Annotated in this window: 26 protein-coding genes and 2 pseudogenes; 10 read left to right on the forward strand and 18 right to left on the reverse strand. The window is 74.5% G+C overall.

Annotation, left to right across the window (positions count from 1 at the left end):
- Entirely contained in the window at nt 1-2,508 is a 2,508-nt protein-coding gene (locus G5C62_RS08425; protein WP_164700644.1) for an FtsX-like permease family protein, read from the forward strand.
- 15 nt (nt 2,509-2,523) lie between these two features.
- Here the strand turns inward: G5C62_RS08425 and G5C62_RS08430 are convergent, their stop codons facing one another.
- The 3 genes from G5C62_RS08430 to G5C62_RS08440 form a co-directional block, all read right to left on the reverse strand.
- The gene (locus tag G5C62_RS08430) at nt 2,524-2,721 is read right to left on the reverse strand and encodes a hypothetical protein (protein ID WP_164700645.1); all 198 of its coding nucleotides are present in this window, start codon (nt 2,719-2,721) and stop codon (nt 2,524-2,526) included.
- Nucleotides 2,722-2,866: 145 nt separating this feature from the next.
- A complete protein-coding gene (locus G5C62_RS08435) occupies nt 2,867-3,103 on the reverse strand; it encodes a hypothetical protein (RefSeq protein ID WP_036337628.1) in 237 nt (78 codons plus the stop codon).
- Nucleotides 3,104-3,384: 281 nt separating this feature from the next.
- A complete protein-coding gene (locus tag G5C62_RS08440) occupies nt 3,385-3,621 on the reverse strand; it encodes a hypothetical protein (RefSeq protein WP_164700646.1) in 237 nt (78 codons plus the stop codon).
- Between the two features lie 373 nt (nt 3,622-3,994).
- On the opposite strand from G5C62_RS08440, the pseudogene G5C62_RS28005 reads away from it, so the two are divergent.
- Nucleotides 3,995-5,017, forward strand: a pseudogene (locus G5C62_RS28005) (diguanylate cyclase); the annotation flags it as partial.
- 78 nt (nt 5,018-5,095) lie between these two features.
- Here the strand turns inward: G5C62_RS28005 and G5C62_RS28010 are convergent.
- Nucleotides 5,096-6,694 (reverse strand): annotated as a pseudogene (locus G5C62_RS28010) (diguanylate cyclase); the annotation flags it as partial.
- On the opposite strand from G5C62_RS28010, the gene G5C62_RS08450 reads away from it, so the two are divergent.
- From G5C62_RS08450 to G5C62_RS08460, 3 genes are all read left to right on the forward strand, one after another.
- A complete protein-coding gene (locus tag G5C62_RS08450) occupies nt 6,693-6,929 on the forward strand; it encodes a hypothetical protein (protein WP_164700646.1) in 237 nt (78 codons plus the stop codon). The pseudogene G5C62_RS28010 and the gene G5C62_RS08450 overlap by 2 nt on opposite strands.
- Before the next feature lie 281 nt (nt 6,930-7,210).
- Complete coding sequence (locus tag G5C62_RS08455) at nt 7,211-7,447, forward strand: hypothetical protein (protein WP_036337628.1); 237 nt, start codon at nt 7,211-7,213, stop codon at nt 7,445-7,447.
- Between the two features lie 145 nt (nt 7,448-7,592).
- The gene (locus tag G5C62_RS08460) at nt 7,593-7,790 is read left to right on the forward strand and encodes a hypothetical protein (RefSeq protein WP_164700645.1); all 198 of its coding nucleotides are present in this window, start codon (nt 7,593-7,595) and stop codon (nt 7,788-7,790) included.
- 15 nt (nt 7,791-7,805) lie between these two features.
- On the opposite strand, the gene G5C62_RS08465 is transcribed toward G5C62_RS08460, so the two are convergent.
- From G5C62_RS08465 to G5C62_RS08475, 3 genes are read right to left on the reverse strand one after another with little or no spacing between them, the layout of a single operon-like run.
- On the reverse strand, nt 7,806-10,313 hold the full coding sequence (locus G5C62_RS08465) for an FtsX-like permease family protein (protein ID WP_164700644.1): 2,508 nt from the start codon (nt 10,311-10,313) through the stop codon (nt 7,806-7,808).
- A gap of 3 nt (nt 10,314-10,316) precedes the next feature.
- Nucleotides 10,317-11,060 (reverse strand): ABC transporter ATP-binding protein, encoded by a 744-nt coding sequence (locus G5C62_RS08470; protein WP_164700643.1) that lies wholly within the window; start codon nt 11,058-11,060, stop codon nt 10,317-10,319.
- On the reverse strand, nt 11,057-11,302 hold the full coding sequence (locus tag G5C62_RS08475; RefSeq protein WP_036337619.1) for a hypothetical protein: 246 nt from the start codon (nt 11,300-11,302) through the stop codon (nt 11,057-11,059). The genes G5C62_RS08470 and G5C62_RS08475 overlap by 4 nt, the downstream gene beginning before the upstream one ends.
- A gap of 194 nt (nt 11,303-11,496) precedes the next feature.
- Between G5C62_RS08475 and G5C62_RS08480 the strand changes: the two genes are divergently transcribed.
- Nucleotides 11,497-11,727, forward strand: coding sequence for a hypothetical protein (locus tag G5C62_RS08480; protein WP_164700642.1), 231 nt, complete (start codon nt 11,497-11,499; stop codon nt 11,725-11,727).
- Between the two features lie 80 nt (nt 11,728-11,807).
- Here G5C62_RS08480 and G5C62_RS08485 read toward each other — a convergent pair whose 3' ends face one another.
- The gene (locus G5C62_RS08485) at nt 11,808-13,439 is read right to left on the reverse strand and encodes an ABC-F family ATP-binding cassette domain-containing protein (protein ID WP_164700641.1); all 1,632 of its coding nucleotides are present in this window, start codon (nt 13,437-13,439) and stop codon (nt 11,808-11,810) included.
- Between the two features lie 471 nt (nt 13,440-13,910).
- Between G5C62_RS08485 and G5C62_RS08490 the strand changes: the two genes are divergently transcribed.
- The gene (locus G5C62_RS08490; RefSeq protein WP_164700640.1) at nt 13,911-14,846 is read left to right on the forward strand and encodes a sugar phosphate isomerase/epimerase; all 936 of its coding nucleotides are present in this window, start codon (nt 13,911-13,913) and stop codon (nt 14,844-14,846) included.
- Nucleotides 14,847-14,975: 129 nt separating this feature from the next.
- Here G5C62_RS08490 and G5C62_RS08495 read toward each other — a convergent pair whose 3' ends face one another.
- The 6 genes from G5C62_RS08495 to G5C62_RS08520 form a co-directional block, all read right to left on the reverse strand.
- A complete protein-coding gene (locus G5C62_RS08495) occupies nt 14,976-15,437 on the reverse strand; it encodes a hypothetical protein (RefSeq protein ID WP_164700639.1) in 462 nt (153 codons plus the stop codon).
- The gene (locus G5C62_RS08500) at nt 15,434-15,841 is read right to left on the reverse strand and encodes a TadE/TadG family type IV pilus assembly protein (protein ID WP_164700638.1); all 408 of its coding nucleotides are present in this window, start codon (nt 15,839-15,841) and stop codon (nt 15,434-15,436) included. The genes G5C62_RS08495 and G5C62_RS08500 overlap by 4 nt, the downstream gene beginning before the upstream one ends.
- Nucleotides 15,831-16,037 carry a hypothetical protein gene (locus tag G5C62_RS08505; RefSeq protein ID WP_164700637.1) on the reverse strand — a complete coding sequence of 69 codons (207 nt, stop codon included), beginning with the start codon at nt 16,035-16,037 and terminating at the stop codon, nt 15,831-15,833. The genes G5C62_RS08500 and G5C62_RS08505 overlap by 11 nt, the downstream gene beginning before the upstream one ends.
- Nucleotides 16,038-16,065: 28 nt before the next feature.
- Nucleotides 16,066-17,007, reverse strand: a complete 942-nt coding sequence (locus G5C62_RS08510; protein ID WP_164700636.1) for a type II secretion system F family protein — start codon at nt 17,005-17,007, stop codon at nt 16,066-16,068.
- Between the two features lie 70 nt (nt 17,008-17,077).
- Nucleotides 17,078-17,941, reverse strand: coding sequence for a type II secretion system F family protein (locus G5C62_RS08515; RefSeq protein ID WP_206330532.1), 864 nt, complete (start codon nt 17,939-17,941; stop codon nt 17,078-17,080).
- Complete coding sequence (locus G5C62_RS08520) at nt 17,938-19,185, reverse strand: CpaF family protein (protein WP_241175785.1); 1,248 nt, start codon at nt 19,183-19,185, stop codon at nt 17,938-17,940. Before G5C62_RS08520 ends, G5C62_RS08515 begins: the two co-directional genes overlap by 4 nt.
- A 222-nt stretch (nt 19,186-19,407) precedes the next feature.
- On the opposite strand from G5C62_RS08520, the gene G5C62_RS08525 reads away from it, so the two are divergent.
- Nucleotides 19,408-20,997 carry an FMN-binding glutamate synthase family protein gene (locus G5C62_RS08525; protein ID WP_164700635.1) on the forward strand — a complete coding sequence of 530 codons (1,590 nt, stop codon included), beginning with the start codon at nt 19,408-19,410 and terminating at the stop codon, nt 20,995-20,997.
- 83 nt (nt 20,998-21,080) lie between these two features.
- Here G5C62_RS08525 and G5C62_RS08530 read toward each other — a convergent pair whose 3' ends face one another.
- On the reverse strand, nt 21,081-21,581 hold the full coding sequence (locus G5C62_RS08530) for a hypothetical protein (RefSeq protein ID WP_206330531.1): 501 nt from the start codon (nt 21,579-21,581) through the stop codon (nt 21,081-21,083).
- A gap of 280 nt (nt 21,582-21,861) precedes the next feature.
- Here G5C62_RS08530 and G5C62_RS08535 point away from each other — a divergent pair, with 280 nt between their 5' ends.
- Nucleotides 21,862-23,301: a sodium/glutamate symporter gene (locus G5C62_RS08535; protein ID WP_164700634.1), complete on the forward strand. Its 1,440-nt coding sequence runs from the start codon at nt 21,862-21,864 to the stop codon at nt 23,299-23,301.
- 9 nt (nt 23,302-23,310) lie between these two features.
- Here the strand turns inward: G5C62_RS08535 and G5C62_RS08540 are convergent, their stop codons facing one another.
- A complete protein-coding gene (locus G5C62_RS08540; protein ID WP_164700633.1) occupies nt 23,311-24,849 on the reverse strand; it encodes an acetolactate synthase large subunit in 1,539 nt (512 codons plus the stop codon).
- 99 nt (nt 24,850-24,948) lie between these two features.
- On the opposite strand from G5C62_RS08540, the gene G5C62_RS08545 reads away from it, so the two are divergent.
- Nucleotides 24,949-25,608: a DNA alkylation repair protein gene (locus G5C62_RS08545; protein ID WP_164700632.1), complete on the forward strand. Its 660-nt coding sequence runs from the start codon at nt 24,949-24,951 to the stop codon at nt 25,606-25,608.
- Here G5C62_RS08545 and G5C62_RS08550 read toward each other — a convergent pair whose 3' ends face one another.
- Nucleotides 25,609-25,917 carry a hypothetical protein gene (locus G5C62_RS08550; protein WP_164700631.1) on the reverse strand — a complete coding sequence of 103 codons (309 nt, stop codon included), beginning with the start codon at nt 25,915-25,917 and terminating at the stop codon, nt 25,609-25,611.
- Between the two features lie 19 nt (nt 25,918-25,936).
- Nucleotides 25,937-26,711 (reverse strand): NADP-dependent oxidoreductase (locus G5C62_RS08555; RefSeq protein WP_164700630.1); only part of this gene is annotated, 775 nt, incomplete at its 5' end.

The following is a 26,711-nucleotide window of genomic DNA, read 5'->3' on the forward strand; positions in this document are numbered from 1 at the left end:
GTGCTCGCACTCGCCCTGCGGCTGGCCCGCACCCGGCTCACCGCCTCCCTCGCCGTCCTCGTCGCGGTGCTCGGCGGGGCGGCCATCGTCACCGGCACCGGCGTGCTCGCCGAGTCCGGCCTGCGCTCGCACCTGCCCGTCGACCGGCTGGCCGGCGCGGAGGTGGTCGTCTCCGCCGACCAGACGGTGCAGCCCAGCGCCGACCTCGCCGTCGCCCTGCCCGAGCGGGGGAGCGTGCCCGCCGCGCTGGCCGACGAGCTGGGGGAGCTGCCCGGGGTGGCGGCCGCCGTCGCAGACGTCGGCTTCCCGGCCGCCGTTCTCGGCACCGACGGGGACGTCGTCGCGACCACCGACCCGACGACCGCCGGGCACGGCTGGTCCTCCCTCCGCCTGCTGGACGACCCCGACGTCACCGGCACCCCGCCGACCGGCCCGCAGGAGGTGGCCCTCGACTCGGCGATCGCCGCTGCGGCCGGCGTGGCCCCCGGCGACACCGTGCGGGTCGTGCTGGCCGGCCGCGCCGTCGACGCCCGGCTCACCGCCGTGGTCCCGGCCGGTGCGGGCGTGCTGGTCGCCGACGACCGGGCGGCGCGGCTGGCCGGGCAGACCGACACCGTCGACCTGATGGGCCTCCAGGTGACCGGGGACGTCGAGGCGGTCGCCGACGCCGTCCGCCCGCTGCTGCCCGCCGGCACCATCGTCAGCACCGGCGACGCCCGCGGCGACGTCGCCCTCCCCGAGGCGGCCGCGGCCCGGTCGCTGCTGGTCGTGCTCGCGTCCTCCCTGATGGGCGTGCCGCTGCTGATCGTCGGGTTCGTCGTCGCCGGGGCGCTGGCCGTGTCGATCGGCGGTCAGCGCCGCGAGCTGGCGCTGCTCCGCGCCGTCGGCACCACCCCGCGGCAGCTGCGCCGGCTGGTCGCCGGGCAGGCTGCCGTCGTCGCGGCGGTCGCGCTCGTCCCGGGCATCGCCCTCGGCTACTTGCTGGGCGGGCAGTTCCGTCGGCTGCTGGTGCACGTCGGGGTGCTCCCCGACGCGCTGCCGCTGGCTGTCGGCCCGCTGCCGGCGCTGGCCGCCGCCGCACTGCTGCTCCTCGTCGTCCAGGTCGCCGCCCGCTGCGCCGCCTGGCGCACCAGCCGCGAACCGGTGACCCAGCTGCTCGTCGACTCCCGGACCGGCCCCCGTACCCCGTCGCCCGGCCGGCACCGTGCCGGGCTGCTGCTCATCGCCGCCGCCGTGCCGCTCTCGGTGCCGCCGCTGCTGGTGCAGTCGCCGATCGGCGCGGCGTCCACCTCGCTGGCCGGCATCGTCGCCGCCATCGGCCTCGCGCTGGCCGGCCCCACCCTGCTGCGCCGAGTCACCGGCCGGCTCGCCCGCCGGCTGCCGGCCGGCACCTCGGCGCCCGCCTGGCTGGCGGTGGCCAACCTGCACGGCTACGCGCTGCGCTCGGCGGGTGCGGTCACCACGCTGGCGATGGCGGTCGTCGTCGCGCTCACCTACACGTTCGCCCAGACCACCGTGATCGACGCGACGGCGGAGGAGACCCGGGCGGGCACCGTCGCCGATACGACGGTCACCGCCCCCGACCTGGGCGGCATCCCCGCCGGGCTCCTCGGCGCGGTGCAGGCCGTCCCCGGGGTGGAGGCGGCCGCGCCGGTCAGCACCACGACCGTGCTCTGGCCGATGCGCCTGCTGGGCGAGGAGGAGCTGTCCGCCGGGCCGGCGCTGGTGCTGCCCCCGGCCGGGGCCGGCGTGCTCGACCTCGACGTGCGGGACGGCGACCTGGCCGAGCTGACCGGCGCCACGGTGGCCGTCGGCAGCGACGCGGCCGCCGCCCGGGACGTCGGGGTCGGCGACCGGGTGCAGCTCACCCTCGGGGACGGCGCGGAGGTCGAGGCCCGGGTGGTCGCCGTCTACGACCGGGAACTGGGCTTCGGCTCCGTCGTCCTCTCCGCCGACCTGGCCGCGGGGCACACCACCGGCGGGCTGGCCGACAGCCTGCTGGTGCGCACCGACGGCGACCCGGCGACCGACCGGGCGCTGGCGGCCCTGACCGACCGGCCCGGCGTGACGGTGTCCGACGGCGGGGTCGCCGGCGACCGGCCGGCCGCGCCGCCGGAGGTGTGGATCAACCTGGCGGTCATCGGCGTGCTGCTGGGCTACCTCCTGCTGGGCATCGCCAACGCACTCGTCGCGGCCACCGCCCAGCGGCGCGGGGAGATCGCCGCCCTGCGGCTGACCGGGACGACGCCGCGCCAGGTGCGCGCGATGATGCGGCGCGAGGCGGCGCTGGTCTCCGGCGCAGCCGTCGCGGCCGGGGTGCTGGTCTCCGTGGTGCCCCTGGCGCTGCTCGGCCTGGGGTTCCTCGACCGCCCCTGGCCGTCCGGGCCGGGCTGGCTGCTGCCGGTGACGGCGGTCGTCGTCACCGGCATCGCGTTCCTGGCCATCGAGGTGCCGACCCGGGCCGCGCTGCGGGTCGCGCCGGCCGACGCGCTCGCCACCCAGGGGTGAACCGGCCGTGCCGACTCAGCTCGGGAAGCCGTCCCCGCCGGCCAGTGTGGTGATCGCGATCATCGCGGCGAAGACCAGGACGGTGGCGAGCAGGACGCCGACGCACAGCACCCAGCCGCGGTCGGTCAGCCCGGGCTCCTCCGCCGGTGCCGGGGTGGGGGTGGACTGCTCGGCGGCGGGACGGGTGCGGCGCTGCTCGACGGACACGCTCATGGGGACTCCCGGAGACGTCGGCCGGACCGGCCGATGGCCTGGACGCCGTGGTCAGCGCCCGATCCGGACGCTGGGGAGCTCAGGAGCGCAGGACCCGGGGTCGGAGGTCCCTGATCGAGGGACTCCCGGCCTCAACCGGGCAGCGTCACTGCAGGGTGTCGCGGTTCTGGGCGTGCTCGCTGACCTGCGGCATCTCCTCACCAGCCGTGCCCACGCGCACCGGCTCGCCGGCCGTGGTGCGGGCCCAGCACAGCCGGCACAGGTGGGTGGGCTCCTCCGGCAGCAGCGGGTGCGCGCCGAGCGGTCGCACCTGCACCCAGCCGACGGCGGCGGGGGCGTCAGCCACCTCGGCACAGCGGTCACAGCGGTACTGGACGGACATGCGGATCGACCTCCTGGCCCGGGGGACGACGGTGGCCCTCAGGACACCAGCGTCCCCCTCCACCGCGGAGATCGCAGCCCGGATCCGGTCAGCAGCACAGCGTGATCAGGCCAGCGGCAGCTGTTCCTGCAGGTCGGCGTCGAACCAGTCGCTGCCCAGGTCCTCGACCTCGCGCAGTTCGAGCTCGGCGAGGAGGGCGTAGGCGGTCTCGATGTCCATGTGCCCGAGCCAACGGCGGGTTCCGCACGCCCGGCTGGAGGGATCCGCAAGAGAGCCGCAGATCAGCCGCCGCGGTTCACCTCGGCCTGGACGACGCCGAGCAGCGCGGTCTGCAGCGTCTGGTCGTCGTGATCGCCGCGGTCGAGGGCCTCCTGGGCCGGGCCGGGGAGATGGCGCACGTCGAGGTCGTCGAGCCACGTCGTCTCCCCGCCGACCTGGCGTCCCAGCGTGAGGGCGTCGCCCTCTCGCCGCACCAGGTACTCCTCGCCACCGAGCTCGATCGTCGTTGAGTCGCTCATGGCGTCGCCGTACCCGAGGCCCCTGCCGGTCTACACCCACCCCGGCATGGGCACCCCCGGTGATCGGGCGGCCGGGACACGCCGCCCTGAGCTGCCGGTGTTCACTCTTTCCGGGCCGACCGGCGTGGCGGGTGTCCAGCTGTGGCCACTGTTGCCGATGGTCTCAGAGAGACAGGAGAGGCCCGGGAGATGCCCGGACGGGCCCTGGGACGGACCGGAGGAGGAGGTGGACGTGCCGCGAGCGAGGAGCGGAGCGCAGCTGCCGATGGACGTCCGTCACCGGGACGGCGGCGAGCAGGCACATGCCGGGCTGGTGGCCGGCGTGCTGGACGCGCTGCCGTCGCCGACGGTGCTGATCGACGCCGACGGCACGATGCTGCTGGTCAACTCCGCGTGGCAGGCCGCCGGCGACCTGCTCGACGACGACCGGCTGCGGGTCGGCGTGGGGGGCAACTACTTCGCGGTGATCCTGAGCCTGTCCGACGACGCGACGAACCGGGCGCGCATCGACCAGCTGCGCGAGCTGTCGGCGGGGCGCCGGACCGCGGTGTCGGCCGACTACGCGCTGGCCACGGTGACCGGGGTGCGCTGGTACCACCTGCAGGCCTCCCGCGCCGACCGTTCCGGGCGGGTGGTGGTCACCCACACCGACGTGACCTCGCGGGTGGAGGCGGAGCGGGCGTCGTCCTGGCAGGCCCGGCACGACCACCTCACCGACCTGCCCAACCGGGCGCACCTGCACGACCTGATCTCCGCCGAGCTGCGCCGCGTCGACCGTGGCCCGGTCACCGTGCTGTTCCTGGACGTCGACGGCTTCAAGGACGTCAACGACACGCTCGGCCACGAGATCGGCGACCACCTGCTGCGTGAGCTGGCCACCCGGCTGACCAGTCGCACCCGGACGCAGGACACCGTCGGCCGCCTCGGCGGCGACGAGTTCGTCGTGCTGTGCCGCGACTGCGACGTCGACGGCGCCCTCGCGCTGGCCGAGCGGTTCCAGAGCACCTTCGACGAGCCCTTCGACCTCGGCGAGCGGGTCACCCGGCTGACCGTGAGCATCGGCGTGGCCACCGCGCCCGGCGATGATCCGGACCTGCGCTCCACCGACCTGGTCCGGGACGCCGACCTGGCGATGTACGCGGCGAAGGCGGCCGGCCGCAACCGGGTGCGGGTGTTCAGCCCCGACCTGCGCAGTGCCGTCGAGCGGAAGGTGCTCGTCGCCGCCGAGTTGCGGGAGGCGATCGAGGCCGGCCAGCTGGTGCTGCACTACCAGCCGGTGCTGCACCTGCCCAGCGGCGAGGTGTCCGGGGTGGAGGCGCTGGTCCGCTGGCAGCACCCCGAGCGGGGCCTGCTTATGCCGTGTGACTTCATCCCGCTGGCCGAGCAGACCGGGGTCGTCGTCCAGCTCACCAGGTGGGTGCTCGGCGAGGCGACCCGGCAGGCCGCGGCCTGGGAGCGGGTCCTCCGCGACGCTGGTCTCGGTGAGCTCCAGCACCAGGCGCTCGGGGGCGAGCCCGGCGGCCTCCAGCGCGTCGTGGACGTCGGCGACGAGGGTGCCGGTGGCGAAGTGCGCGGCGCTGATGTTGACCCCGGTGACCAACGAGAGGCCGGCCCGCTCCCAGGCCGCGGCCTGCCGGGTCGCCTCGCCGAGCACCCACCTGGTGAGCTGGACGACGACCCCGGTCTGCTCGGCCAGCGGGATGAAGTCACACGGCATAAGCAGGCCCCGCTCGGGGTGCTGCCAGCGGACCAGCGCCTCCACCCCGGACACCTCGCCGCTGGGCAGGTGCAGCACCGGCTGGTAGTGCAGCACCAGCTGGCCGGCCTCGATCGCCTCCCGCAACTCGGCGGCGACGAGCACCTTCCGCTCGACGGCACTGCGCAGGTCGGGGCTGAACACCCGCACCCGGTTGCGGCCGGCCGCCTTCGCCGCGTACATCGCCAGGTCGGCGTCCCGGACCAGGTCGGTGGAGCGCAGGTCCGGATCATCGCCGGGCGCGGTGGCCACGCCGATGCTCACGGTCAGCCGGGTGACCCGCTCGCCGAGGTCGAAGGGCTCGTCGAAGGTGCTCTGGAACCGCTCGGCCAGCGCGAGGGCGCCGTCGACGTCGCAGTCGCGGCACAGCACGACGAACTCGTCGCCGCCGAGGCGGCCGACGGTGTCCTGCGTCCGGGTGCGACTGGTCAGCCGGGTGGCCAGCTCACGCAGCAGGTGGTCGCCGATCTCGTGGCCGAGCGTGTCGTTGACGTCCTTGAAGCCGTCGACGTCCAGGAACAGCACGGTGACCGGGCCACGGTCGACGCGGCGCAGCTCGGCGGAGATCAGGTCGTGCAGGTGCGCCCGGTTGGGCAGGTCGGTGAGGTGGTCGTGCCGGGCCTGCCAGGACGACGCCCGCTCCGCCTCCACCCGCGAGGTCACGTCGGTGTGGGTGACCACCACCCGCCCGGAACGGTCGGCGCGGGAGGCCTGCAGGTGGTACCAGCGCACCCCGGTCACCGTGGCCAGCGCGTAGTCGGCCGACACCGCGGTCCGGCGCCCCGCCGACAGCTCGCGCAGCTGGTCGATGCGCGCCCGGTTCGTCGCGTCGTCGGACAGGCTCAGGATCACCGCGAAGTAGTTGCCCCCCACGCCGACCCGCAGCCGGTCGTCGTCGAGCAGGTCGCCGGCGGCCTGCCACGCGGAGTTGACCAGCAGCATCGTGCCGTCGGCGTCGATCAGCACCGTCGGCGACGGCAGCGCGTCCAGCACGCCGGCCACCAGCCCGGCATGTGCCTGCTCGCCGCCGTCCCGGTGACGGACGTCCATCGGCAGCTGCGCTCCGCTCCTCGCTCGCGGCACGTCCACCTCCTCCTCCGGTCCGTCCCAGGGCCCGTCCGGGCATCTCCCGGGCCTCTCCTGTCTCTCTGAGACCATCGGCAACAGTGGCCACAGCTGGACACCCGCCACGCCGGTCGGCCCGGAAAGAGTGAACACCGGCAGCTCAGGGCGGCGTGTCCCGGCCGCCCGATCACCGGGGGTGCCCATGCCGGGGTGGGTGTAGACCGGCAGGGGCCTCGGGTACGGCGACGCCATGAGCGACTCAACGACGATCGAGCTCGGTGGCGAGGAGTACCTGGTGCGGCGAGAGGGCGACGCCCTCACGCTGGGACGCCAGGTCGGCGGGGAGACGACGTGGCTCGACGACCTCGACGTGCGCCATCTCCCCGGCCCGGCCCAGGAGGCCCTCGACCGCGGCGATCACGACGACCAGACGCTGCAGACCGCGCTGCTCGGCGTCGTCCAGGCCGAGGTGAACCGCGGCGGCTGATCTGCGGCTCTCTTGCGGATCCCTCCAGCCGGGCGTGCGGAACCCGCCGTTGGCTCGGGCACATGGACATCGAGACCGCCTACGCCCTCCTCGCCGAGCTCGAACTGCGCGAGGTCGAGGACCTGGGCAGCGACTGGTTCGACGCCGACCTGCAGGAACAGCTGCCGCTGGCCTGATCACGCTGTGCTGCTGACCGGATCCGGGCTGCGATCTCCGCGGTGGAGGGGGACGCTGGTGTCCTGAGGGCCACCGTCGTCCCCCGGGCCAGGAGGTCGATCCGCATGTCCGTCCAGTACCGCTGTGACCGCTGTGCCGAGGTGGCTGACGCCCCCGCCGCCGTCGGCTGGGTGCAGGTGCGACCGCTCGGCGCGCACCCGCTGCTGCCGGAGGAGCCCACCCACCTGTGCCGGCTGTGCTGGGCCCGCACCACGGCCGGCGAGCCGGTGCGCGTGGGCACGGCTGGTGAGGAGATGCCGCAGGTCAGCGAGCACGCCCAGAACCGCGACACCCTGCAGTGACGCTGCCCGGTTGAGGCCGGGAGTCCCTCGATCAGGGACCTCCGACCCCGGGTCCTGCGCTCCTGAGCTCCCCAGCGTCCGGATCGGGCGCTGACCACGGCGTCCAGGCCATCGGCCGGTCCGGCCGACGTCTCCGGGAGTCCCCATGAGCGTGTCCGTCGAGCAGCGCCGCACCCGTCCCGCCGCCGAGCAGTCCACCCCCACCCCGGCACCGGCGGAGGAGCCCGGGCTGACCGACCGCGGCTGGGTGCTGTGCGTCGGCGTCCTGCTCGCCACCGTCCTGGTCTTCGCCGCGATGATCGCGATCACCACACTGGCCGGCGGGGACGGCTTCCCGAGCTGAGTCGGCACGGCCGGTTCACCCCTGGGTGGCGAGCGCGTCGGCCGGCGCGACCCGCAGCGCGGCCCGGGTCGGCACCTCGATGGCCAGGAACGCGATGCCGGTGACGACGACCGCCGTCACCGGCAGCAGCCAGCCCGGCCCGGACGGCCAGGGGCGGTCGAGGAACCCCAGGCCGAGCAGCGCCAGGGGCACCACGGAGACCAGCACCCCGGCCGCGACGGCTGCGCCGGAGACCAGCGCCGCCTCGCGCCGCATCATCGCGCGCACCTGGCGCGGCGTCGTCCCGGTCAGCCGCAGGGCGGCGATCTCCCCGCGCCGCTGGGCGGTGGCCGCGACGAGTGCGTTGGCGATGCCCAGCAGGAGGTAGCCCAGCAGCACGCCGATGACCGCCAGGTTGATCCACACCTCCGGCGGCGCGGCCGGCCGGTCGCCGGCGACCCCGCCGTCGGACACCGTCACGCCGGGCCGGTCGGTCAGGGCCGCCAGCGCCCGGTCGGTCGCCGGGTCGCCGTCGGTGCGCACCAGCAGGCTGTCGGCCAGCCCGCCGGTGGTGTGCCCCGCGGCCAGGTCGGCGGAGAGGACGACGGAGCCGAAGCCCAGTTCCCGGTCGTAGACGGCGACCACCCGGGCCTCGACCTCCGCGCCGTCCCCGAGGGTGAGCTGCACCCGGTCGCCGACCCCGACGTCCCGGGCGGCGGCCGCGTCGCTGCCGACGGCCACCGTGGCGCCGGTCAGCTCGGCCAGGTCGCCGTCCCGCACGTCGAGGTCGAGCACGCCGGCCCCGGCCGGGGGCAGCACCAGCGCCGGCCCGGCGGACAGCTCCTCCTCGCCCAGCAGGCGCATCGGCCAGAGCACGGTCGTGGTGCTGACCGGCGCGGCCGCCTCCACCCCGGGGACGGCCTGCACCGCGCCGAGGAGCCCGGCGGGGATGCCGCCCAGGTCGGGGGCGGTGACCGTCGTATCGGCGACGGTGCCCGCCCGGGTCTCCTCCGCCGTCGCGTCGATCACGGTGGTCTGGGCGAACGTGTAGGTGAGCGCGACGACGACCGCCATCGCCAGCGTGGTGACCGCACCCGCCGAGCGCAGCGCGTAGCCGTGCAGGTTGGCCACCGCCAGCCAGGCGGGCGCCGAGGTGCCGGCCGGCAGCCGGCGGGCGAGCCGGCCGGTGACTCGGCGCAGCAGGGTGGGGCCGGCCAGCGCGAGGCCGATGGCGGCGACGATGCCGGCCAGCGAGGTGGACGCCGCGCCGATCGGCGACTGCACCAGCAGCGGCGGCACCGAGAGCGGCACGGCGGCGGCGATGAGCAGCAGCCCGGCACGGTGCCGGCCGGGCGACGGGGTACGGGGGCCGGTCCGGGAGTCGACGAGCAGCTGGGTCACCGGTTCGCGGCTGGTGCGCCAGGCGGCGCAGCGGGCGGCGACCTGGACGACGAGGAGCAGCAGTGCGGCGGCGGCCAGCGCCGGCAGCGGGCCGACAGCCAGCGGCAGCGCGTCGGGGAGCACCCCGACGTGCACCAGCAGCCGACGGAACTGCCCGCCCAGCAAGTAGCCGAGGGCGATGCCCGGGACGAGCGCGACCGCCGCGACGACGGCAGCCTGCCCGGCGACCAGCCGGCGCAGCTGCCGCGGGGTGGTGCCGACGGCGCGGAGCAGCGCCAGCTCGCGGCGCTGACCGCCGATCGACACGGCCAGCGCCCCGGCGACGACGAACCCGACGATCAGCAGCGGCACGCCCATCAGGGAGGACGCGAGCACGACCAGCAGCGACCGGGCCGCGGCCGCCTCGGGGAGGGCGACGTCGCCGCGGGCGTCGCCGGTGCTGACGATGGTGCCGGCGGGCAGCAGCGGGCGGACGGCGTCGGCGACCGCCTCGACGTCCCCGGTCACCTGGAGGCCCATCAGGTCGACGGTGTCGGTCTGCCCGGCCAGCCGCGCCGCCCGGTCGTCGGCGACCAGCACGCCCGCACCGGCCGGGACCACGGCGGTGAGCCGGGCGTCGACGGCGCGGCCGGCCAGCACGACCCGCACGGTGTCGCCGGGGGCCACGCCGGCCGCAGCGGCGATCGCCGAGTCGAGGGCCACCTCCTGCGGGCCGGTCGGCGGGGTGCCGGTGACGTCGGGGTCGTCCAGCAGGCGGAGGGAGGACCAGCCGTGCCCGGCGGTCGTCGGGTCGGTGGTCGCGACGACGTCCCCGTCGGTGCCGAGAACGGCGGCCGGGAAGCCGACGTCTGCGACGGCGGCCGCCACCCCGGGCAGCTCCCCCAGCTCGTCGGCCAGCGCGGCGGGCACGCTCCCCCGCTCGGGCAGGGCGACGGCGAGGTCGGCGCTGGGCTGCACCGTCTGGTCGGCGGAGACGACCACCTCCGCGCCGGCCAGCCGGTCGACGGGCAGGTGCGAGCGCAGGCCGGACTCGGCGAGCACGCCGGTGCCGGTGACGATGGCCGCCCCGCCGAGCACCGCGACGAGGACGGCGAGGGAGGCGGTGAGCCGGGTGCGGGCCAGCCGCAGGGCGAGTGCGAGCACGGCTCAGCCCTCGCGCAGCGCGACGAGGCACGCGGCCAGGTCGGCGGCGGCCGGGCGCTCGAGGGTGTCGACGACCCGGCCGTCGGCCATCACCAGCGCGCGGTCGGCGCGGGCCGCGGCGGCCGGGTCGTGCGTGACCAGCACGACGGTCTGGCCCAGGTCGTCGACCAGGGCGCGGAGCAGGCCGAGCACCTCGGCGGCGCTGTGCAGGTCCAGGGCGCCGGTGGGCTCGTCGGCGAAGACGACGGCGGGCCGGGCGACCAGGGCGCGGGCGATCGCGGCCCGCTGCTGCTGGCCGCCGGAGAGCTCGGTCGGCCGGTGGTCCAGCCGGTCGCCCAGCCCCACCCGGTCGACGAGGTACTGCACCCACTCCCGGTCCAGCGGCTTCCCGGCCAGCCGCAACGGCAGGGTGATGTTCTCCCCCACGGTGAGCGCGGGCAGCAGGTTGTAGGCCTGGAACACGAAGCCGATCCGGTCGCGGCGCAGCTCGGTGCGGCGGGTCTCGTCCAGCCCGCCGATGCCGGCGCCGTCGAGGAGGACCTCGCCGCTGGTCGGGGTGTCCAGCCCGGCGGCGACCTGCAGCAGGGTGCTCTTGCCCGAGCCGGAGGGGCCCATGACGGCGAGGAAGCTGCCGCGGGGCACCTCGACCGTGACGTCGTCCAGGGCGCGGACGCCGTTGGGGTGGGTCTTGGTCACGTGCGTGAGGGCGACGGCGGCGGTGGCCGTCGGCGCGAGGGCGGTGCTCATCGGTTGCGCACGTGCAGGCTGATCAGCGTGATGGCGCTGACGGCGGTCAGCAGGCCGAAGCCGATGCTGACCGCGAGCGGGACGGCGCTGAACGAGGTGACGCTGTTGCCGGCGATGCTCAGCACCAGGACGACCCACAGCAGCGTGCGCAGCGGCCGGTCCGGGGTGCTGCGCGCCGGCTCGGGGGCGGGACGGAGGTCGACGGGCTGTGCGGTGGGCTCCAGGCGGTACGGGTCGGGCACGGGGGGCTCCTCGGTCGGGTTGGTGTCCCTCCCGATGCTGGTCGGGGCGCGCCCCGTCTCCGATCCCCTGACCTGGCCTCTTGCGGTGCAGCAGGCTGTACCCGGGGCTGCCTCGGCACGTGTGTGACGAGCCATCGCAGGATCAACGTCCCATCGCAGTCAGATCGTCATGTTCGTCCGGCAGGCTGCTGCCCATGACGGCGACCATCTCCTCGATCGGCACCGACCTCACCGCCACCCACGTGGCCTCCACGGCGCACGACCCCCGCAGCAGCGACCAGGTCACCCATGCCGTCGCCCGCCCGGTCGTCGACGGTCTGGACCAGTCGGTCTGCGGCGTGCTGGTCTCCGCCGTCGCCACGCAGGACTGGCTCACCTTCCCGGGCACCGACCGCTGCCCGGAGTGCACCCGCATCGCCGGCTGACCTCGTTCCGCTCCCCTGTTGTGCGCTGACCGTCGGTTCCCCGGTCCGGAACCGACGACGAGCGCACACCGGCGGCCGGGTCAGCCGGGTGCGGCGACCTCGTGCGGGCGGCCGTCGGTGAGGTGGAGCCAGCGGGTGATGCCGAGCTCGGTGAGGAACCGCTCGTCGTGGCTGACCACCACGAACGCGCCTCGGTAGGCCGCCAGCGCACTCACCAGCTGGCCGACGCTGACCAGGTCGAGGTTGTTCGTCGGTTCGTCGAGCAGCAGCAGCTGGGGAGCCGGTTCGGCGTGCAGCACGCAGGCCAGCGTGGCCCGCAGCCGCTCACCGCCCGAGAGCGCCCGGACCGGCAGGTACGCCCGGCTGCCGCGGAACAGGTGCCGGGCCAGCAGGTTCATCCGCTCCGCCGTGGGCATCGCCGGTGCCGCGTCCGCGAGCGCCTCGGCCACGGTGCGGTCGGGGTCGAGCAGGTCCAGCCGCTGGGACAGGTGGGCGACCCGGCCGCCGGCCCTCCGGATTTCCCCGGCGTCGGGCGTGAGGTCGCCGGTCATCAGCCGTAGCAGTGACGACTTCCCGGCCCCGTTCCCACCGGTCAGCGCAATCCGCTCCGGGCCGCGGACGGTGAGGTCGACGCCGCCCTCGGCGAAGAGCGCCCGCTCCCCCAGCCGCAGCTGCAGCCCCTCGCCGGCGAACACGGTCCGCCCTGAGGGCACCGCGGTGCCGGGCAGTTCCAGCACGATCGCCTGGTCGTCCCGCAGCGCGCGCTCGGCCTCCTCCAGCCGGGTGCGGGCACCGTCGAGCCGGGCGGCGTGCACGTCGTCGACCTTGCCCGCCGACTCCTGGGCGGTCCGCTTCATCTTGCCGATGAGGATCTTCGGCAGCCCGGCGTCCTTGACGGTGCGGGCGGCGTTGCCGGACTTCTTCTGCGCCCGCTCCCGGGCCAGCTGCCGCTCCCGCTTCTCCCGCTTGACCTGCTGCTCGGCGGTGCGGACGTCGCGCTCCACCGCCTCCTGCTCCGCGCGGACGGCGGCCTCCCAGTCGGTGAAGCCCCCGCCGTAGGTGCGCAGCTCGCCGCGGTCGAGCTCGGCGATGCGGTCCATCCGGTCGAGCAGCGCCCGGTCGTGGCTGACCACCAGCAGGCAGCCGGCGAAGTCGTCGAGCGCGGCGTACAGGGTGCGGCGCGCGTCGCCGTCCAGGTTGTTGGTCGGCTCGTCGAGCAGCAGGACCTCGGGGCGCTCGAGCAGCTGCGCGGCCAGGCCGAGCGTGATGACCTGCCCGCCGCTGAGGGTGTCGAGCCGGCGGTCGAGCGTGACGTCACCCAGGCCCAACCGGTCGAGCTGGACGCGGGTGCGCTCCTCGACGTCCCAGTCGGTACCGATGGCGGCGAAGTGCTCGTCGGCAGCGTCACCGGACTCGATGGCGGCCAGGGCGGCGAGCACGGGCGCGACGCCCAGCACCTCGGCGACGGTCAGGTTGCCGGCCAGCGGCAGCGACTGGGGCAGGTACCCGAGCACGCCGTCGACGGTGACCGTGCCCGCGGCGGGCCGGAGCTCGCCGGCGATCAGCCTGAGCAGGGTGCTCTTGCCGGCGCCGTTGGGCGCGATCAGGCCGGTGCGGCCGGCGCCGACGGTGAGGGAGAGGTCGGCGAAGACGGGGGTGCCGTCAGGCCAGGTAAAGGACAGAGCGGAGCAGACGACGGAGGCATCGGGCACGGCGGGACCTTCGCGAGGACGCGGGCGCCTGTGGCAGCCCGGCGGTGGACGAGGACGACGAGGGCTCCGGCGGCTGCTCGCCTGCCGGGCACACCCCGGGGTTCACCCGGAGATGTCGCCGCTGCCACCCATGTCGCTGCTCCCTGATCGCCTGTCCGGTCGCTCCGGACCGTACGCGCGGCGCTGGTCGGCGCGCGACCGATTCCCGACGGCCGGGGTTGTGCGCTCGTCGTCGGTTCGCCGACCGCGGACCGACGACGAGCGCACATCGGGGAGCTGGCGGGCGCTGCGCCCAGGCGCTCCCGGGCGGTCGCGTTGTTCCGCCTGGATCTGTACGACTTCTGCTTTGTGTTTGACACAAGTCCCGCTACGTTGTGACGCACAGCACACCTCGGTGCGGGCTCCCGCCTCCAGACAGCGGGTGGCCGCCCGGCGATGTCGTCTGCCCACGTCACGCTCAGAGGGGGACCCATGAAGGTGCCGATCGGTCTGCGGGCCGTGCTCGTAGTCGTCCTGTCCACACTGCTGTTCGTCGGCCTCGCCGGCTCAGCGAGCGCCGCCCCGCCCACGAAGGCCCCGGCTTCCGCCGAGTGCGCCGATCGGGGCGTGCCGCTCAGCAAGATCTCGATCCAGCTCTACACGTTCGCCGACTACATCGGCGACGACGCCGAATCGCAGGCGCGCCACGAGGAGGTCCTGCGCCGGCTCGCCGAGATGGGCTATCGCAACGTGGAGCCGTACACCCTGAGCGGCTGGACCGCCGAGGAGTACGCGGCCCTCCTCGACCAGTACGGCCTCAAGGCGTCAGCCCGGCACGTCGACGTGGGCTCCCCCGCCAACCCCGCGGACATCGAGCAGATCCTCGCGGACAACCGCGTCCTCGGCATCAAGTACTTCGGCTCCGGCAGCACCGCGGGCGCCCCGTGGATCGGGGAGCTCGAGACCGAGGCCGACTGGATCGCCTACGCCGAGTACCTCGACGCCGCGGGTGAGCAGGCGCGCCAGGCCGGCCAGACCCTGTTCATCCACAACCACGACTTTGAGTTCACCACCGTCTTCGGCGACCGCACCGCCTTCGACATCCTGATGCAGCACACCCAGAAGAAGAACGTGGTCTCCCAGCTCGACCTGTACTGGGTCGCCTTCGCCGGCCTCGACCCGGTCGACGTCATCGAGGAGTACGGCAAGCGGATCAAGCTGTTGCACGTCAAGGACCTCAACCCGGCCCTGGACAACCGCATCGAGATCGTCGGCCGCGGCTCCCTCGACTTCCCGGCGATCTTCGCGGCCGCCCACCACGTCCGCTACTACGTCGTCGAGCACGACCCGCGCTTCGGCGACCCGACGTTCGACCCCTTCGAGGCCGCGCAGGCCGGCCTCGACTACCTCAGCTCCGTGACCTACTGAGGTAGCCGCACCGTCCGCAGGGGCGGTCCCGGTCAGCCGGGGCCGCCCCTCGCGCGTGTCCTCAGGGTTGTGCGCCGATCGTCGGTTCGCCGGGTCGGGACCGACGATGGGCGCACAACGGCGGGTCGGTCAGCCGTCGACGTAGCGGTCGCGTTCGACGAGGAACTGGCCGGTGGCGGTGTTGGCGTCGATGAACTCCGGCAGCAGCGGGATCCGCACGGTCACCGTCACGCACACCGAGAACTCCTCCCCCGGCACCAGCGACGGCGCATAGCCACCCGCCGCCTCGCACCCGGCGCCGACCGGCGCATAGGCCAGGACGACGTCGGTCGCCTCCACCGACTGGTCGGCCACCGCGATCGTCACCGCCGCCTCCGCACGCGCCTGCCCGGTCGACACGTCCGGCGCGGTTGCGATCGCCCGCCCCGCCTCCCGGGCCGCCGCGTTCGCCGCGAACACCCCGCGCTGGACGGACGAGAACCCGGCCACGATGTAGACCAGCGGCAGGAACACCACCAGCGCGATGAACACGAACTCCACGATCGCCGACCCACGCTCGGGGCCGCTCAGTCGCTCACGGAGCCAGTTCACGGCGTCTCCGCCACCGAACGCCCGGTCGCCGACAGCGGCAGCAGGTCCCCCAGCGGGCCGAACAGGCTCGGCACCGCCCCGACGCACCGGACGACGACGAGCGTCAGCCCACTCTCGTCGACCTCCTGCAGCGACTCGCACGCCAACCCGGCCGCCGTCCCCGTCGAGGTCGCCTGCCCGACGATCTCCAACGTCCGGGCCGCCCCGGCCTCGGCGGGCACGTCGGCGTTGGCCGCGTACCGGGCACCCTGCTGCGCGCTGGCCACCACCACGTTGCGCAGGTGCACGTAGACCGCCACCTGCAACACCGCGAGCAGCAGCGCCACGACCAGCACGCCGACCAGCACGAAGTCGACGACCGCGCTCCCCCGCTCGCCGTCGTCCGTCAGCCGCTCACTGCGCACTCGTCACGGACTCCAGCGCGTTCGACACCGCCTCCACGATCGCCGCGCGGAACGGCACGAGGATCGCCAGCACCAGCGCAGCGGTCATCACCGTGATCATCACCCAGCCCGGGACGTCGCCCCGCTCGGGATCGTCCTCCCGCAGCCGGGCCGCCAGCGCAGCCAGCGCGGTCAGAAGGAACGCGTAGGCACGCATCCGTGGTCCTCTCTGTCGGTCACCGGCGTCACTGCGCCAGCGAGACGATGCTGATCAGCCCCGGGTACAGGGCGAACAGGACGGTGACGGGCAGCACCAGGAACACGACCGGGACCATCATCGCGATTTCCTTGCGCCCGCCTGCTTCGAGCAGCCGGCGCTTGCCGGCCTCTCGGACGTCGGCGGCCTGGGCCCGCAGCACCTCGGCCAGTGGGGTGCCGCGCTCGATGGCCACGATCAGGCCGTCGACGAACCGGGCCAGCGGGTCGAGCGAGGTGCGGTCGGCCAGCTGCTGCAGCGCATCGACCAGCGGCACCCCGGCGCGGGCCCGGGCGAGGGTCGCGCCCAGCTCCCGGGCCAGCTCGCCGCCGGAGAGCCGGGTGACCCGGGCGATCGCCGCGGTCGGGCTCTCCCCTGCGGTCACGGCGAGCGCCAGCAGCTCGGCGACCACCGGGAACTCCGCCAGCAGCAGCTCCTCACGCCGCTGCACCTGCTGGGTCAGCCACCAGTCCCGGCCCAGCACCCCGCCGACCAGCCCGGCCACGCACAACAGCACGACCGACAGCAGGTTCACCGCCCCGGCCAGCGCCGACCCCAGCACGGCCAGGACGGCGGCGCCGAGCAGCCCGAGCCCGCCCCACACCACCTGCTCGATCCGGAAGTCCTCGACGGTCGCGTCGGCGTTCAGCGCGTCGAGCCGCCACCGAACCGCCACCCGGCCACCGAGCAACCGGTCGACGTGGCGCCCGCCGTCGGCCAGCACCGGCCCGAACATCCGCCGGGCAGCGCTGAGCACCCCGGGCTGGGTCACGGTGCCGAGCAGCCGGGACGGCGCCGGACTGTCGTGCACATAGGGCGCCAGCCGGTCGACCAGCCGCACCTGCCGGAACGGCGGCGCGAAGCTCACCGCGAGCAGCACGCCCGTGGCCGCGACCAGCCCCAACAGCATGCCGGTCAGCCCGGCACTCACGACGACACCGCGCCGCTCCGCGGCCCGTTCGCTCCGCTCCTCGCTCGCTGGCGCTCGCTGCGATGCTCACTCACTGGAGCACCCGCACGTCCTCGGGAAGCCGCCCGATCTTGAGCATCAGCCGGTAGGCGAGCAGGCACACCCCGCCGCCGATCAGCAGCAGCGCCGTCCCGACCGGGCTGTCGTAGGCGGTCAACGTCTGCTGCTGCGTGGCGAGCAGGAGCAGCACCACCCAGGGCGCGGCCACGGCCAGCCGGGCGGCCTGGATGACCCACCCCTGCCGGGTCTCCAGCTCGGCGCGGGCCCGGGCGTCCTCGCGGAGGAACGCGGCCAGGGTGCGCAGCACTCGGCCCAGGTCGCTGCCGCCCACCTCGCGCGCCACCCGCAGCGTCTCCACGATCCGGTCGCCCACCGGGTCGGCCAGGTCGTCCTTCAGCCGGTCGAGGGCGTCGCTGAACCGGCCGCTGGAGCGGTGGTCGGCGGCGAACCGGGCGAAGGAGCCCCGCAGCACCTCCGGCCCACGGACGGCGAGCGCCGACAGCGCCTCGGGCAGCGAGAGCCCGGCCCGCACCGCCGAGGCCAGGTTGTCCACGACCTCCGGCCACACCTCGCGCAGGTCGGCCCGGCGCTTGGCGGCGAGCCGACGCACCAGCAGGTACGGCACCGCCGAGCCGAAGACGCCGAACGCCAGGCTGATCGTCACCGTCTGCGTGGTCAGCAGCACCAGCAGGAGACAAGCGACGCCCAGAGCGACCTGGAGCGCGAGCAGCTGGGCGGAGTTGATCCCGGTGAGCCCGGCGGCGGAGAGCAGCTGCTGACGCCGCCCCGGCCGGGAGGTGCCCGCCCGCCGGACCGGCGCCCGGGCGCCGCTGCGCCAGATCAGCAGCAGGCCGACGCCGAGCGCCAGCCCGAGCAGGCCACCGGGCACGCTCACGCGGTCCGCCGTTCGGCCGGGTCGCCCAGCAGCGCAGCCAGGTCGAAGCCGTGGGCGGCGTAGCGGTCGGCGTGCGGCGGGTAGCCGTCGGCGCGCACCAGCCGGCCGTCGCGGGTGGTGAAGACGTCGGCGGTCTCGACGACGCTGCCCTCGGTGCGGCCGGGCAGCGCCACGACCTCACGCAGCCGCCGCGCACCGCTGGGCTCGGTGCCCACGTGCACGACGAGGTCGACGCTGGAGGCCACGGTCGGGACGACGAAGGCGTGCCCGATGTTCTCCCCGGCCAGCAGCGGCAGGGTGCACATCTTGACCACGGCCTCGCGGGCACTGTTGGCGTGCAGGGTGCACATGCCGGGCAGTCCGCTGTTCAACGCGATCAACAGGTCCAGGCACTCTTCTTGGCGCACCTCGCCAACGACCAGCCGGGAGGGCCGCATCCGCAGCGCCTCCTTCACCAGCCGGCGCAACGGGATCTCACCCGCGCCCTCGAGGTTGGCCTGCCGGGTCTGCATCGCCACGACGTCGGGCAACGGCACCCGCAGCTCGAAGACCTCTTCACAGGTGACCACCCGCTCGCGGGCCGGGACCGCGGCGCACAGGCAGTTCAGCATCGTGGTCTTGCCGGCCTGGGTACCGCCGGAGACCAGGATGTTCAGCCCCGCGGCGACCGAGGCCTCCAGGAACCGAGCCACCTGTGAGGTCAGGGTGCCCAGCGCGACCAGCTCGTCGAGCGAGTGCGCCTGCAGCACGAACTTCCGGATGTTCACCGCCATGTGCCGGCGCGTGACATCCGGGATCACGACGTGGAGCCGAGAGCCGTCGGGCAGCATCGCGTCGACGAACGGGGTGGACATGTCGATCCGCCGACCCGAGCTGCGCAGCATCCGCTCGACCAGGTCCGCCAGCTGCCCGGCGCCCAGGATCGTCGTCGTCAGCTCACTGCGCCCGCGGCGGGCGACGAACACCCGGCCCGGCTCGTTGACCCAGATCTCCTCGACCTCCGGGTCATCCAGCCACCGCTGCAGCGGCCCGTACCCGGCCACCCGGTCCAGCACGTCGCGGACGACGCCCTCCGGGTCACCGACCGGCGGCAACGTGGAGGACAGCGAGCGCTCGGAGTAGTCGGCGACCACGTCCCGCACCAGCATCCGCACCGGCCCGGGATCGCCGAACGGGTCGAGCCCCCGGCGCCGGATCAGCTCCCGGACCTCGCCGTCCACGAGATCGACGGCAGAGCTCGCCACCGGCACGACACCCCCGTTGAGCAGCCACTTGGTCGGTTGAGTGCGGTGACTGTAAGGGGACGAGACGGCTCCGCGGGGAGCCCTGTGGACGAACAGTGACCCCTCACCCGGCTGGTTCACCCGGTCAGGGGACACGACAACGGCGAGGTGCCCCTCGCGCGCACGGAGAGGTCCCGGCGCAGAACCGGACACGATCGGAGCGGGCTCGCGTCATAGTGGGACATGACCTGGGCAACCCGCGCTGCGGCCGCCGGACTCTCCGCCCTCGCCGGGGTCGCCGCCCGCGACCTCCTCCAGCGCGAGCACACCCTGCTGCGCAACTTCCCGGTGCTCGGCCGGGCCCGCTACCTGCTGGAGTCCATCGGCCCCGAGATGCGGCAGTACCTGGTGGCGGGCAACAACGAGGAGCGGCCGTTCACCCGCGACCAGCGGCGCTGGGTGTACGCCTCGGCGAAGAAGCAGAACAACTACTTCGGCTTCGGCACCGACAACGACCTCGAGTTCACCGCCGGCTACCCGGTCATCAACCACCGCACCTTCGGCCACGCCGTCCCGGCCACCACCGCGCAAGCCGGGCAGAAGACGCGGCTGCCCAGTGCCAAGGTGCTCGGCGCCGCCCGCGGGCGGGCACACGCGTTCCGGCCGCAGTCGGTCGTGAACATCTCCGCGATGAGCTTCGGCTCGCTGTCCGGCCAGGCGGTGGAGGCGCTGAACCGCGGCGCCGCGCTGGCCGGCTGCCTGCACAACAGCGGCGAGGGCGGGGTGTCCCCGCACCACCGGCACGGCGGCGAGCTGGTGTTCCAGCTGGGGACGGCGTACTTCGGCTGCCGCGACGAGCACGGCCGCTTCGACCTGGCCCGGCTCAAGGACCTGGTCGCCTCCGCCCCCGTCCGTGCCCTGGAGATCAAGCTCAGCCAGGGCGCCAAACCCGGTCTGGGTGGCGTGCTGCCCGCGGCCAAGGTCTCTGCCGAGATCGCCGCCACCCGCGGGGTCCCGGAGGGCGTCGACTGCATCAGCCCGTCCCGGCACGCCGAGTTCTCCGACACCGACAGCCTGCTCGACTGGGTCGAGCTGCTCGCCGCCGAGACCGGGCTGCCGGTCGGCATCAAGTCCGCCGTCGGAGACATGGGGTTCTGGCACGAGCTCACCGAGCTGATGGCGACCACCGACCGGGGCGTGGACTTCGTGACCATCGACGGCGGCGAGGGCGGCACCGGCGCCGCGCCGCTGATCTTCACCGACTCGGTCTCGCTGCCGTTCCAGCTGGGCTTCGCCCGGGTCTACTCCACCTTCGCCCGGGCCGGGCTGCACGAGCAGGTCACCTTCATCGGCGGCGGCAAGCTCGGCCTGCCCGACAACGCGACCATCGCCTTCGCCCTCGGCTGCGACCTCGTCAACGTCGCCCGCGAGGCGATGCTGGCGATCGGCTGCATCCAGGCGCAGAAGTGCCACACCGACACCTGCCCCACCGGCGTCGCGACCCAGAACACCTGGCTCGCGCACGGCCTGGACCCCGCGCTGAAGTCGGTGCGGGCGGCCACCTACATCCAGACCCTCCGGCGCGACCTGCTCAAGGTCGCGGAGGCCTGCGGAGTCGAGCACCCCGGGCTCATCGACACCTCAGCGGTGGAGATCCTCACCGGCCGCACCGCATCACGCCCACTCGCCGAGGTCTACGAGTACGAGCCGACCTGGGGGCTCCCCTCGGCGGCCGACCGCGAGCAGATCGTGCAGCTGATGACCGGCGAGGCACCGCACGGCGGCAGCGCCCCGCCGTCACCTACCGCGGTCGACGACGCCTTGCCGAGCTGACACCCGAACAACGGTCGGTCATGTCGGTCCAGTGCCTGTAACGAGAAGCCCCCGGAGCGGGGAGACGGCTGAGGATGAGGTGATCAGGCGCGGGTGGCGCCGTGGGGGCCCTCCTGCTGCGGGGACGCCTCCCGGCGCACGGGGTCGTCCTGCCGCACGGGGTCGTCGTGGCGCACGACGTCCTGCTCCTCGGCGACGTCCCGCCGGTCGGCGTCCACCTGGTGGTGCGAGCCGTCGGACTGCGCCAGCCCCGGGGCGAGCTTCTCCGCCTTGGCCTTGAGCTCGGCGGCCATCGACCGTTCCTGCTGCGCGTGGACGGTGTGCTCGTGCGCCTCCCGCTCCGCCAGTGCGGTGCGCTCCTCGGCCTCGGCGCGCTCCCGCCGGGCCCGGGCGGCCTGCTCGTCGGCGAGCGCTTGCTCCTTGTCCGCGCGGGCGGCGAGCAGCTCGGCCTCCCGCAGGTGCTCGAGGGCCTGCTCGCGCTTGCGCTCCTTGCTCGCCCCGCCGCGCTTGGTGATCGCCAACGCGACGAGCGCCAGCACGATCAGCACGGCGATGACGATGACGACGATCAGCCAGGTGTCCACGGGTCCTCCTCGGATGGTGAGCCACAGATGCCCTGCGTTGATCATCGGGAAACCCCGTGCCATCGCGGCGTGACCAGCACCGGAGCAGCGGGCGTCGCGGACGTCCATCCACCGCGGGCGAGGTGGTTACAGCGACTGCACTGAGCCCATGGGCGAGCCCAGGGAGGTTCGGGCCGACCGGGGGGTTGTCGGCGGACCTCCGAGGCACCAGGGTGTGAGGCCCGTCAGGGACCACCCTGCGCAACCGGTCCCCGACTCGGATCTCCCCGAGGGAGGCACCGTGTCCGCCGACGTCATCGGACTCAGCCTGCTCGTGCTCGGCGTCCTGCTCCTGGTCGCCAAGCTCGTCCGGATCCGGTCCCGCATCGCGCAGAAGCTCTTCCTCCCCAGCTCGATCATCGGCGGCTTCCTGGCGCTCCTGATCGGCCCGGAGGTGGTCGGCTCGATCGCCGAGGCGATCGGCGGGCCGGACGCCCCGCTGACCGGCGGGCTGTGGCCGGAGGAGTTCCTCGACGTCTGGGCGTCGCTGCCCGGCCTGCTCATCTCGGTGGTCTTCGCGACGCTGTTCCTCGGCGAGCGCATCCCCAAGGTGAAGGAGGCCGCCGAGCTGGCCGGCCCGCAACTGGCGCTCGGCGTCACCATGGCGTCCGGCCAGTACGTGATCGGGCTGCTGCTCGCCGTCCTCCTGCTGGTGCCCTTCCTCGACCAGGACCCGATGGTCGGGGCGCTGATCGAGGTCGGCTTCGAGGGCGGGCACGGCACCGCAGCGGGGCTGGGCGACACCTTCGCCGAGCTCGGCTTCCCCGAGGGACAGGACCTGGCGCTCGGCCTGGCCACGGTGGGGGTCGTCGCCGGCGTCGTCGTCGGCATCGCGCTGATCAACTGGGGGGTGCACACCGGCCGCGCCGAGGTGCTGGAGAGCGATGCGAAGACCTCGCTGGCCGAGCAGCGCGGGCTCTACGAGAAGGAGGAGCAGAAGCCGGCCGCGATGCTGACGGTGCGCACCGCCTCGGTCGAGCCGCTGGCGATCCACTTCGCCGTCGTCGCCGTGGCGATCCTGCTCGGGCTCGCCCTCCTGGAAGCGCTGCAGGCGCTGGAGCGGCTGCTGTGGGCCGACACCGTCGAGCTCTTCGAGTACGTTCCGCTGTTCCCGCTGGCGATGATCGGCGGCGTCGCGGTGCAGAAGCTGGTCGACCGGTTCGACCGCACCGGCATCGTCGACCGGCAGATGATGCTGCGGATCCAGGGCATCGCGCTCGACCTGCTGATCATCAGCGCGCTGGCCACGCTGTCCATCCAGGCGATCGCGAACAACTGGGTGACGTTCCTGCTGCTCGCCATCGCCGGGCTCGCCTGGAACGTCGGGGTCTTCGTCTTCCTGGCCCGCCGGATGATCCCGCGGTTCTGGTTCGAACGCGGCATCGGCGACCTCGGTCAGTCCCTCGGCGTCACGGCCACCGGGCTGATCCTGATCCGGGTCGCCGACCCCAACGCCGCCACCCCGGCCATGGAGGCGTTCGGCTACAAGCAGTTGGCCTTCGAGCCCTTCTTCGGCGGCGGCCTGGTCACCGCGGCGTCACTGCCGCTGATCGCCCAGTTCGGCGCGGTCCCGTTGCTCGTCTTCATGGCCGTGCTGCTCATCGTGTCGCTGGGGATCGGCATCTTCTACTTCGGCCGTCGCTCCCCGGCCGAGGAGGAGGCCCGGGTCGCGGACACCTGAGCCGGCGGGTCAGCCGCGCGGCAGGACGGCGTCGATCAGGTGCGGCCCGGGCTCGGCCAGCGCGGCGCGGAACTGCTCGGCCAGCTCCTCGGCGGTGGTGGCCCGGGTCGCCGGCACGCCCATCCCGGTGGCCAGCGCGACGAAGTCCAGCGCCGGCCCGCCCAGGTCCAGCAGCTTCCCGGCGCGCTCCCCGCCGCCGGCCGCACCGACGCTCTCCAGCTCGCTGGCCAGGATCGCGTAGGCGCTGTTGTCGCAGATGACCGTGGTGACGTCGAGCCCCTCGCGGGCCTGGGTCCACAGCGCCTGGATGGTGTACATCGCGCTGCCGTCGGCCTGCAGCGAGACCACCGGCCGGTCCGGGCAGGCCACCGCGGCACCGACGGCCACCGGCATCCCCTGCCCGATCGCGCCGCCGGTGAGGGCCAGCCAGTCGTGCGCCGGCGCCCCGACGGTCGCCATCGGGAGGAAGTAGCCGCTGGTCAACGCCTCGTCGACGACGATCGCCCGCTCGGGCAGCAACGCGCCGACCACCTCGGCCAGGGCCTTGATGTCCAGCTCCCCGGTGGGCAGGTCCGGACGGCGGGCCTCGGCCAGCTCCGGGACGGCGTCCGGGGCGGTCGACTCGGCCAGGGCCTGCAGCGCCGCGACGACGTCCTCGCCCGGGGCGGCCAGCACGTGCACCGAGCAGCCCTCGGGCAGCAGCCGGCCGTCCATGCCGGGGTAGCCGAAGAAGGCCACCGGCTCCACGGCACCGACCAGAACGAGGTGCTCGACGCCGTCCAGCTGCTTGCGGGCGCCCTCGGGCGGATAGGGCAGCTTGAGCACGTCGGGCAGCCCGGCCCCGCGCTGCATCCGCGCCGGGGACCGCTGGGACAGCAGCCGGGTACCGGTGCCCGCGGCGACCTGGGCAGCGGCCCGCAGCCCGGGCTCGAGCACCGCGTCGCCGCCGAGGAAGAGCAAGGTCGAGCCGCCGAGCACCCCGGCCACCTCCTCCACCACGGAGGCGGGCACCTGCGGGGCCGGGCGCCGGGCCGGGACGGCGGCCACCGCGGCGCCGTCGCTCCAGGAGACGTCGGCCGGCAGCACCAGGCTGGCCACCTGGCCGCGGGCGGCGGCGGCGATCGCGTCGGCGGTGTCCGCACCCACCTCGCTGGTGGCCAGCGACCGGCGCACCCACCCGGACACCGTGCCGGCCAGCGCGTCGATGTCGGACTCCAGCGGCGCGTCCAGCCGCTTGTGGGTCAGTGCGTGGTCGCCGATGACGTTGACCAGCGGCGTCCGTGCCCGGCAGGCGTTGTGCAGGTTGGCGATCCCGTTGCCCAGCCCGGGACCCAGGTGCAGCAGCGTGGCCGCCGGAGAGCCGGTCATCCGGGCGTACCCGTCGGCGGCGCCGGTGGCGACGCCCTCGAACAGGGTGAGCACGGCCCGCATCTCCGGGACGTCGTCCAGGGCCGCGACGAAGTGCATCTCCGAGGTGCCGGGGTTGGCGAAGCAGACGTCCACCCCGCCCTCGACCAGGGTGCGGATGACTGCCTGCGCGCCGTTCACGGGACCTCCCGACCAGGGCCGCACTCCGGCGGGCGACCTCCCCGGCAGCCTCGCACGGGGGCTCCCGCTGAGCGATCCGACTGCGGCAGGATCGCCGGCATGGCCGCTGACCTGGTCCCCGAGGTGCGCGCCGCGCTGTGGGCGGCGGCCGACCCCGAGCGGGGCCGCGGCATGCAGGCCTACCTGAAGACGGCGGAGCCCTGCCTCGGGGTGCGGCTGCCCGACGTCCGCCGGATCGTCCGGGCCGCCGCGGCCGCGCACCCACCGGACGTCGAACGGGCCGCCGGTGTGCTGTGGCGGGAGGCGACCGTCCGGGAGGAGCGGCACGCCGCCATCGCGCTGACCGGCCTGCCCGTCGCCCGGGGCGCCCTGGAGCTGCTGCCGCTGTACGAGGAGATGATCACCACCGGCGCGTGGTGGGACCTGGTCGACGGGGTCCAGCCCCGGGTCCGCGATCTGCTGCTCGCCCACCCGGCGCCACTGCGGGCGGCGCTGCAGGGCTGGGCGCGCGACCCGGACCGGTGGCTGCGGCGCAGCGCGGTCATCGCCCAGCTCGGCGCCAAGGAGCGCACCGACACCGCGCTGCTCGCCGAGGTCATCGAGGTCAACGCCGCCGACCCGGAGTTCTTCGTCCGCAAGGCGATCGGCTGGGCGCTGCGCGAGCACACCAAGACCGACCCCGACTGGGTGCGCCGGTTCCTGGCCGAGCACGAGCTCAGCCCGCTCTCCCGCCGGGAGGCGGCCAAGCACCTGGGCTGATCAGCCGGCCGACCCGCAGCAGTCGCACTCCCCGGCGCACTCCCCCGCCGACCGCCAGGACCTCACCGACCGCCACGACAGCACCGACCACCGGGACTCCGCCGACAGCACCGACCCGATCGACAGCCAGGACGCCGCCGACCCGATCGACGTGCTCGACCCGATGCTGAACAGCGAGCAGGACGAGCCGATGCTGCCGATCGACAGCACCGAGCCGACGCTGCCGATGGACAGCACCGACCCGGTCGAGCCGATCGACAGCACCGAGCCCTTCGACCAGAGCGAGCCCCACGAGCGCCTGCGTCTCATGCGGGCCTTCCTATCGCGGTCAGAAGGTGAGGACCAGACGTCCCCGCACGCCGCCGGCCTCGAGCCGGCGGTGGGCCTCCGCGGCCTTCGCCGCCGGGAAGGTGTGCGCCACCCGGAGGGTGATCTCGCCGTTCTCCACCTGCTCGCGCAGCCGGTCCAGCTTGGCGTGCTCCTCGGCGTAGTCGCGGACCATCACCGGGAAGACCCGCAGGTCGCGCTGCCCGTCGCCGCGGTAGCCACGGACGGTCGCGACGGCCCCGCCGTCCTTGACCGCGGGCAGCACGGCGGCGTCCTGCACCGAGCCGTCGGCCAGCCCGTCGACGCCGTCGGGGAACTGCTCGCGGATCCGGTCGGCGACGTCGTCCCCCCGCCGGACGACGACGTCGGCCCCCAGGTCGCGCACCAGCTGCTCGTCCTCGGGCTTGGCGTCGGCCACCACGGTCAGCCCCTCGGTCTTGGCCAGCTGGACGACGTAGCCGCCGAACGCCCCGGCCGCGCCGGTCACCGCGAGCACCTGTCCCGGCTGCAGCGCCATCCGGTCCAGCGCGAGCCGGGCGGTGAGCCCGTTCATCGGCAGCGTGGCCGCCGCGGCGTCGCCGACGCCCTCGGGCACGCGGGCGATCGAGCCGGCGGGCAGCACGACGTCCTCGCGGTAGCCGCCGTGCGCACCGGACGGGACGACGATGCCCATCACGTGCTCACCGACGTGGATGTCGGTGTCGGCGCCCTCCCCGATCTCGGCCAGCACCCCGGCGACGTCCATCCCCGGCACGTAGGGGGGCTCCTTGACCGGG

Source organism: Modestobacter sp. KNN46-3 (assembly GCF_011039295.1).

Excerpts from the sequence above, each read along its gene's own strand:
- G5C62_RS08430 (WP_164700645.1), bottom strand. The coding sequence starts at position 2,721 with ATGAGCGTGTCCGTCGAGCAGCGCCGCACCCGTCCCGCCGCCGAGCAG.
- G5C62_RS08435 (WP_036337628.1), bottom strand. The coding sequence starts at position 3,103 with ATGTCCGTCCAGTACCGCTGTGACCGCTGTGCCGAGGTGGCTGACGCC.
- G5C62_RS08440 (WP_164700646.1), bottom strand. The coding sequence starts at position 3,621 with ATGAGCGACTCAACGACGATCGAGCTCGGTGGCGAGGAGTACCTGGTG.
- G5C62_RS08450 (WP_164700646.1), top strand. The coding sequence starts at position 6,693 with ATGAGCGACTCAACGACGATCGAGCTCGGTGGCGAGGAGTACCTGGTG.
- G5C62_RS08455 (WP_036337628.1), top strand. The coding sequence starts at position 7,211 with ATGTCCGTCCAGTACCGCTGTGACCGCTGTGCCGAGGTGGCTGACGCC.
- G5C62_RS08460 (WP_164700645.1), top strand. The coding sequence starts at position 7,593 with ATGAGCGTGTCCGTCGAGCAGCGCCGCACCCGTCCCGCCGCCGAGCAG.
- G5C62_RS08470 (WP_164700643.1), bottom strand. The coding sequence starts at position 11,060 with ATGAGCACCGCCCTCGCGCCGACGGCCACCGCCGCCGTCGCCCTCACG.
- G5C62_RS08480 (WP_164700642.1), top strand. The coding sequence starts at position 11,497 with ATGACGGCGACCATCTCCTCGATCGGCACCGACCTCACCGCCACCCAC.
- G5C62_RS08490 (WP_164700640.1), top strand. The coding sequence starts at position 13,911 with ATGAAGGTGCCGATCGGTCTGCGGGCCGTGCTCGTAGTCGTCCTGTCC.
- G5C62_RS08505 (WP_164700637.1), bottom strand. The coding sequence starts at position 16,037 with ATGCGTGCCTACGCGTTCCTTCTGACCGCGCTGGCTGCGCTGGCGGCC.
- G5C62_RS08525 (WP_164700635.1), top strand. The coding sequence starts at position 19,408 with ATGACCTGGGCAACCCGCGCTGCGGCCGCCGGACTCTCCGCCCTCGCC.
- G5C62_RS08545 (WP_164700632.1), top strand. The coding sequence starts at position 24,949 with ATGGCCGCTGACCTGGTCCCCGAGGTGCGCGCCGCGCTGTGGGCGGCG.
- G5C62_RS08550 (WP_164700631.1), bottom strand. The coding sequence starts at position 25,917 with ATGAGACGCAGGCGCTCGTGGGGCTCGCTCTGGTCGAAGGGCTCGGTG.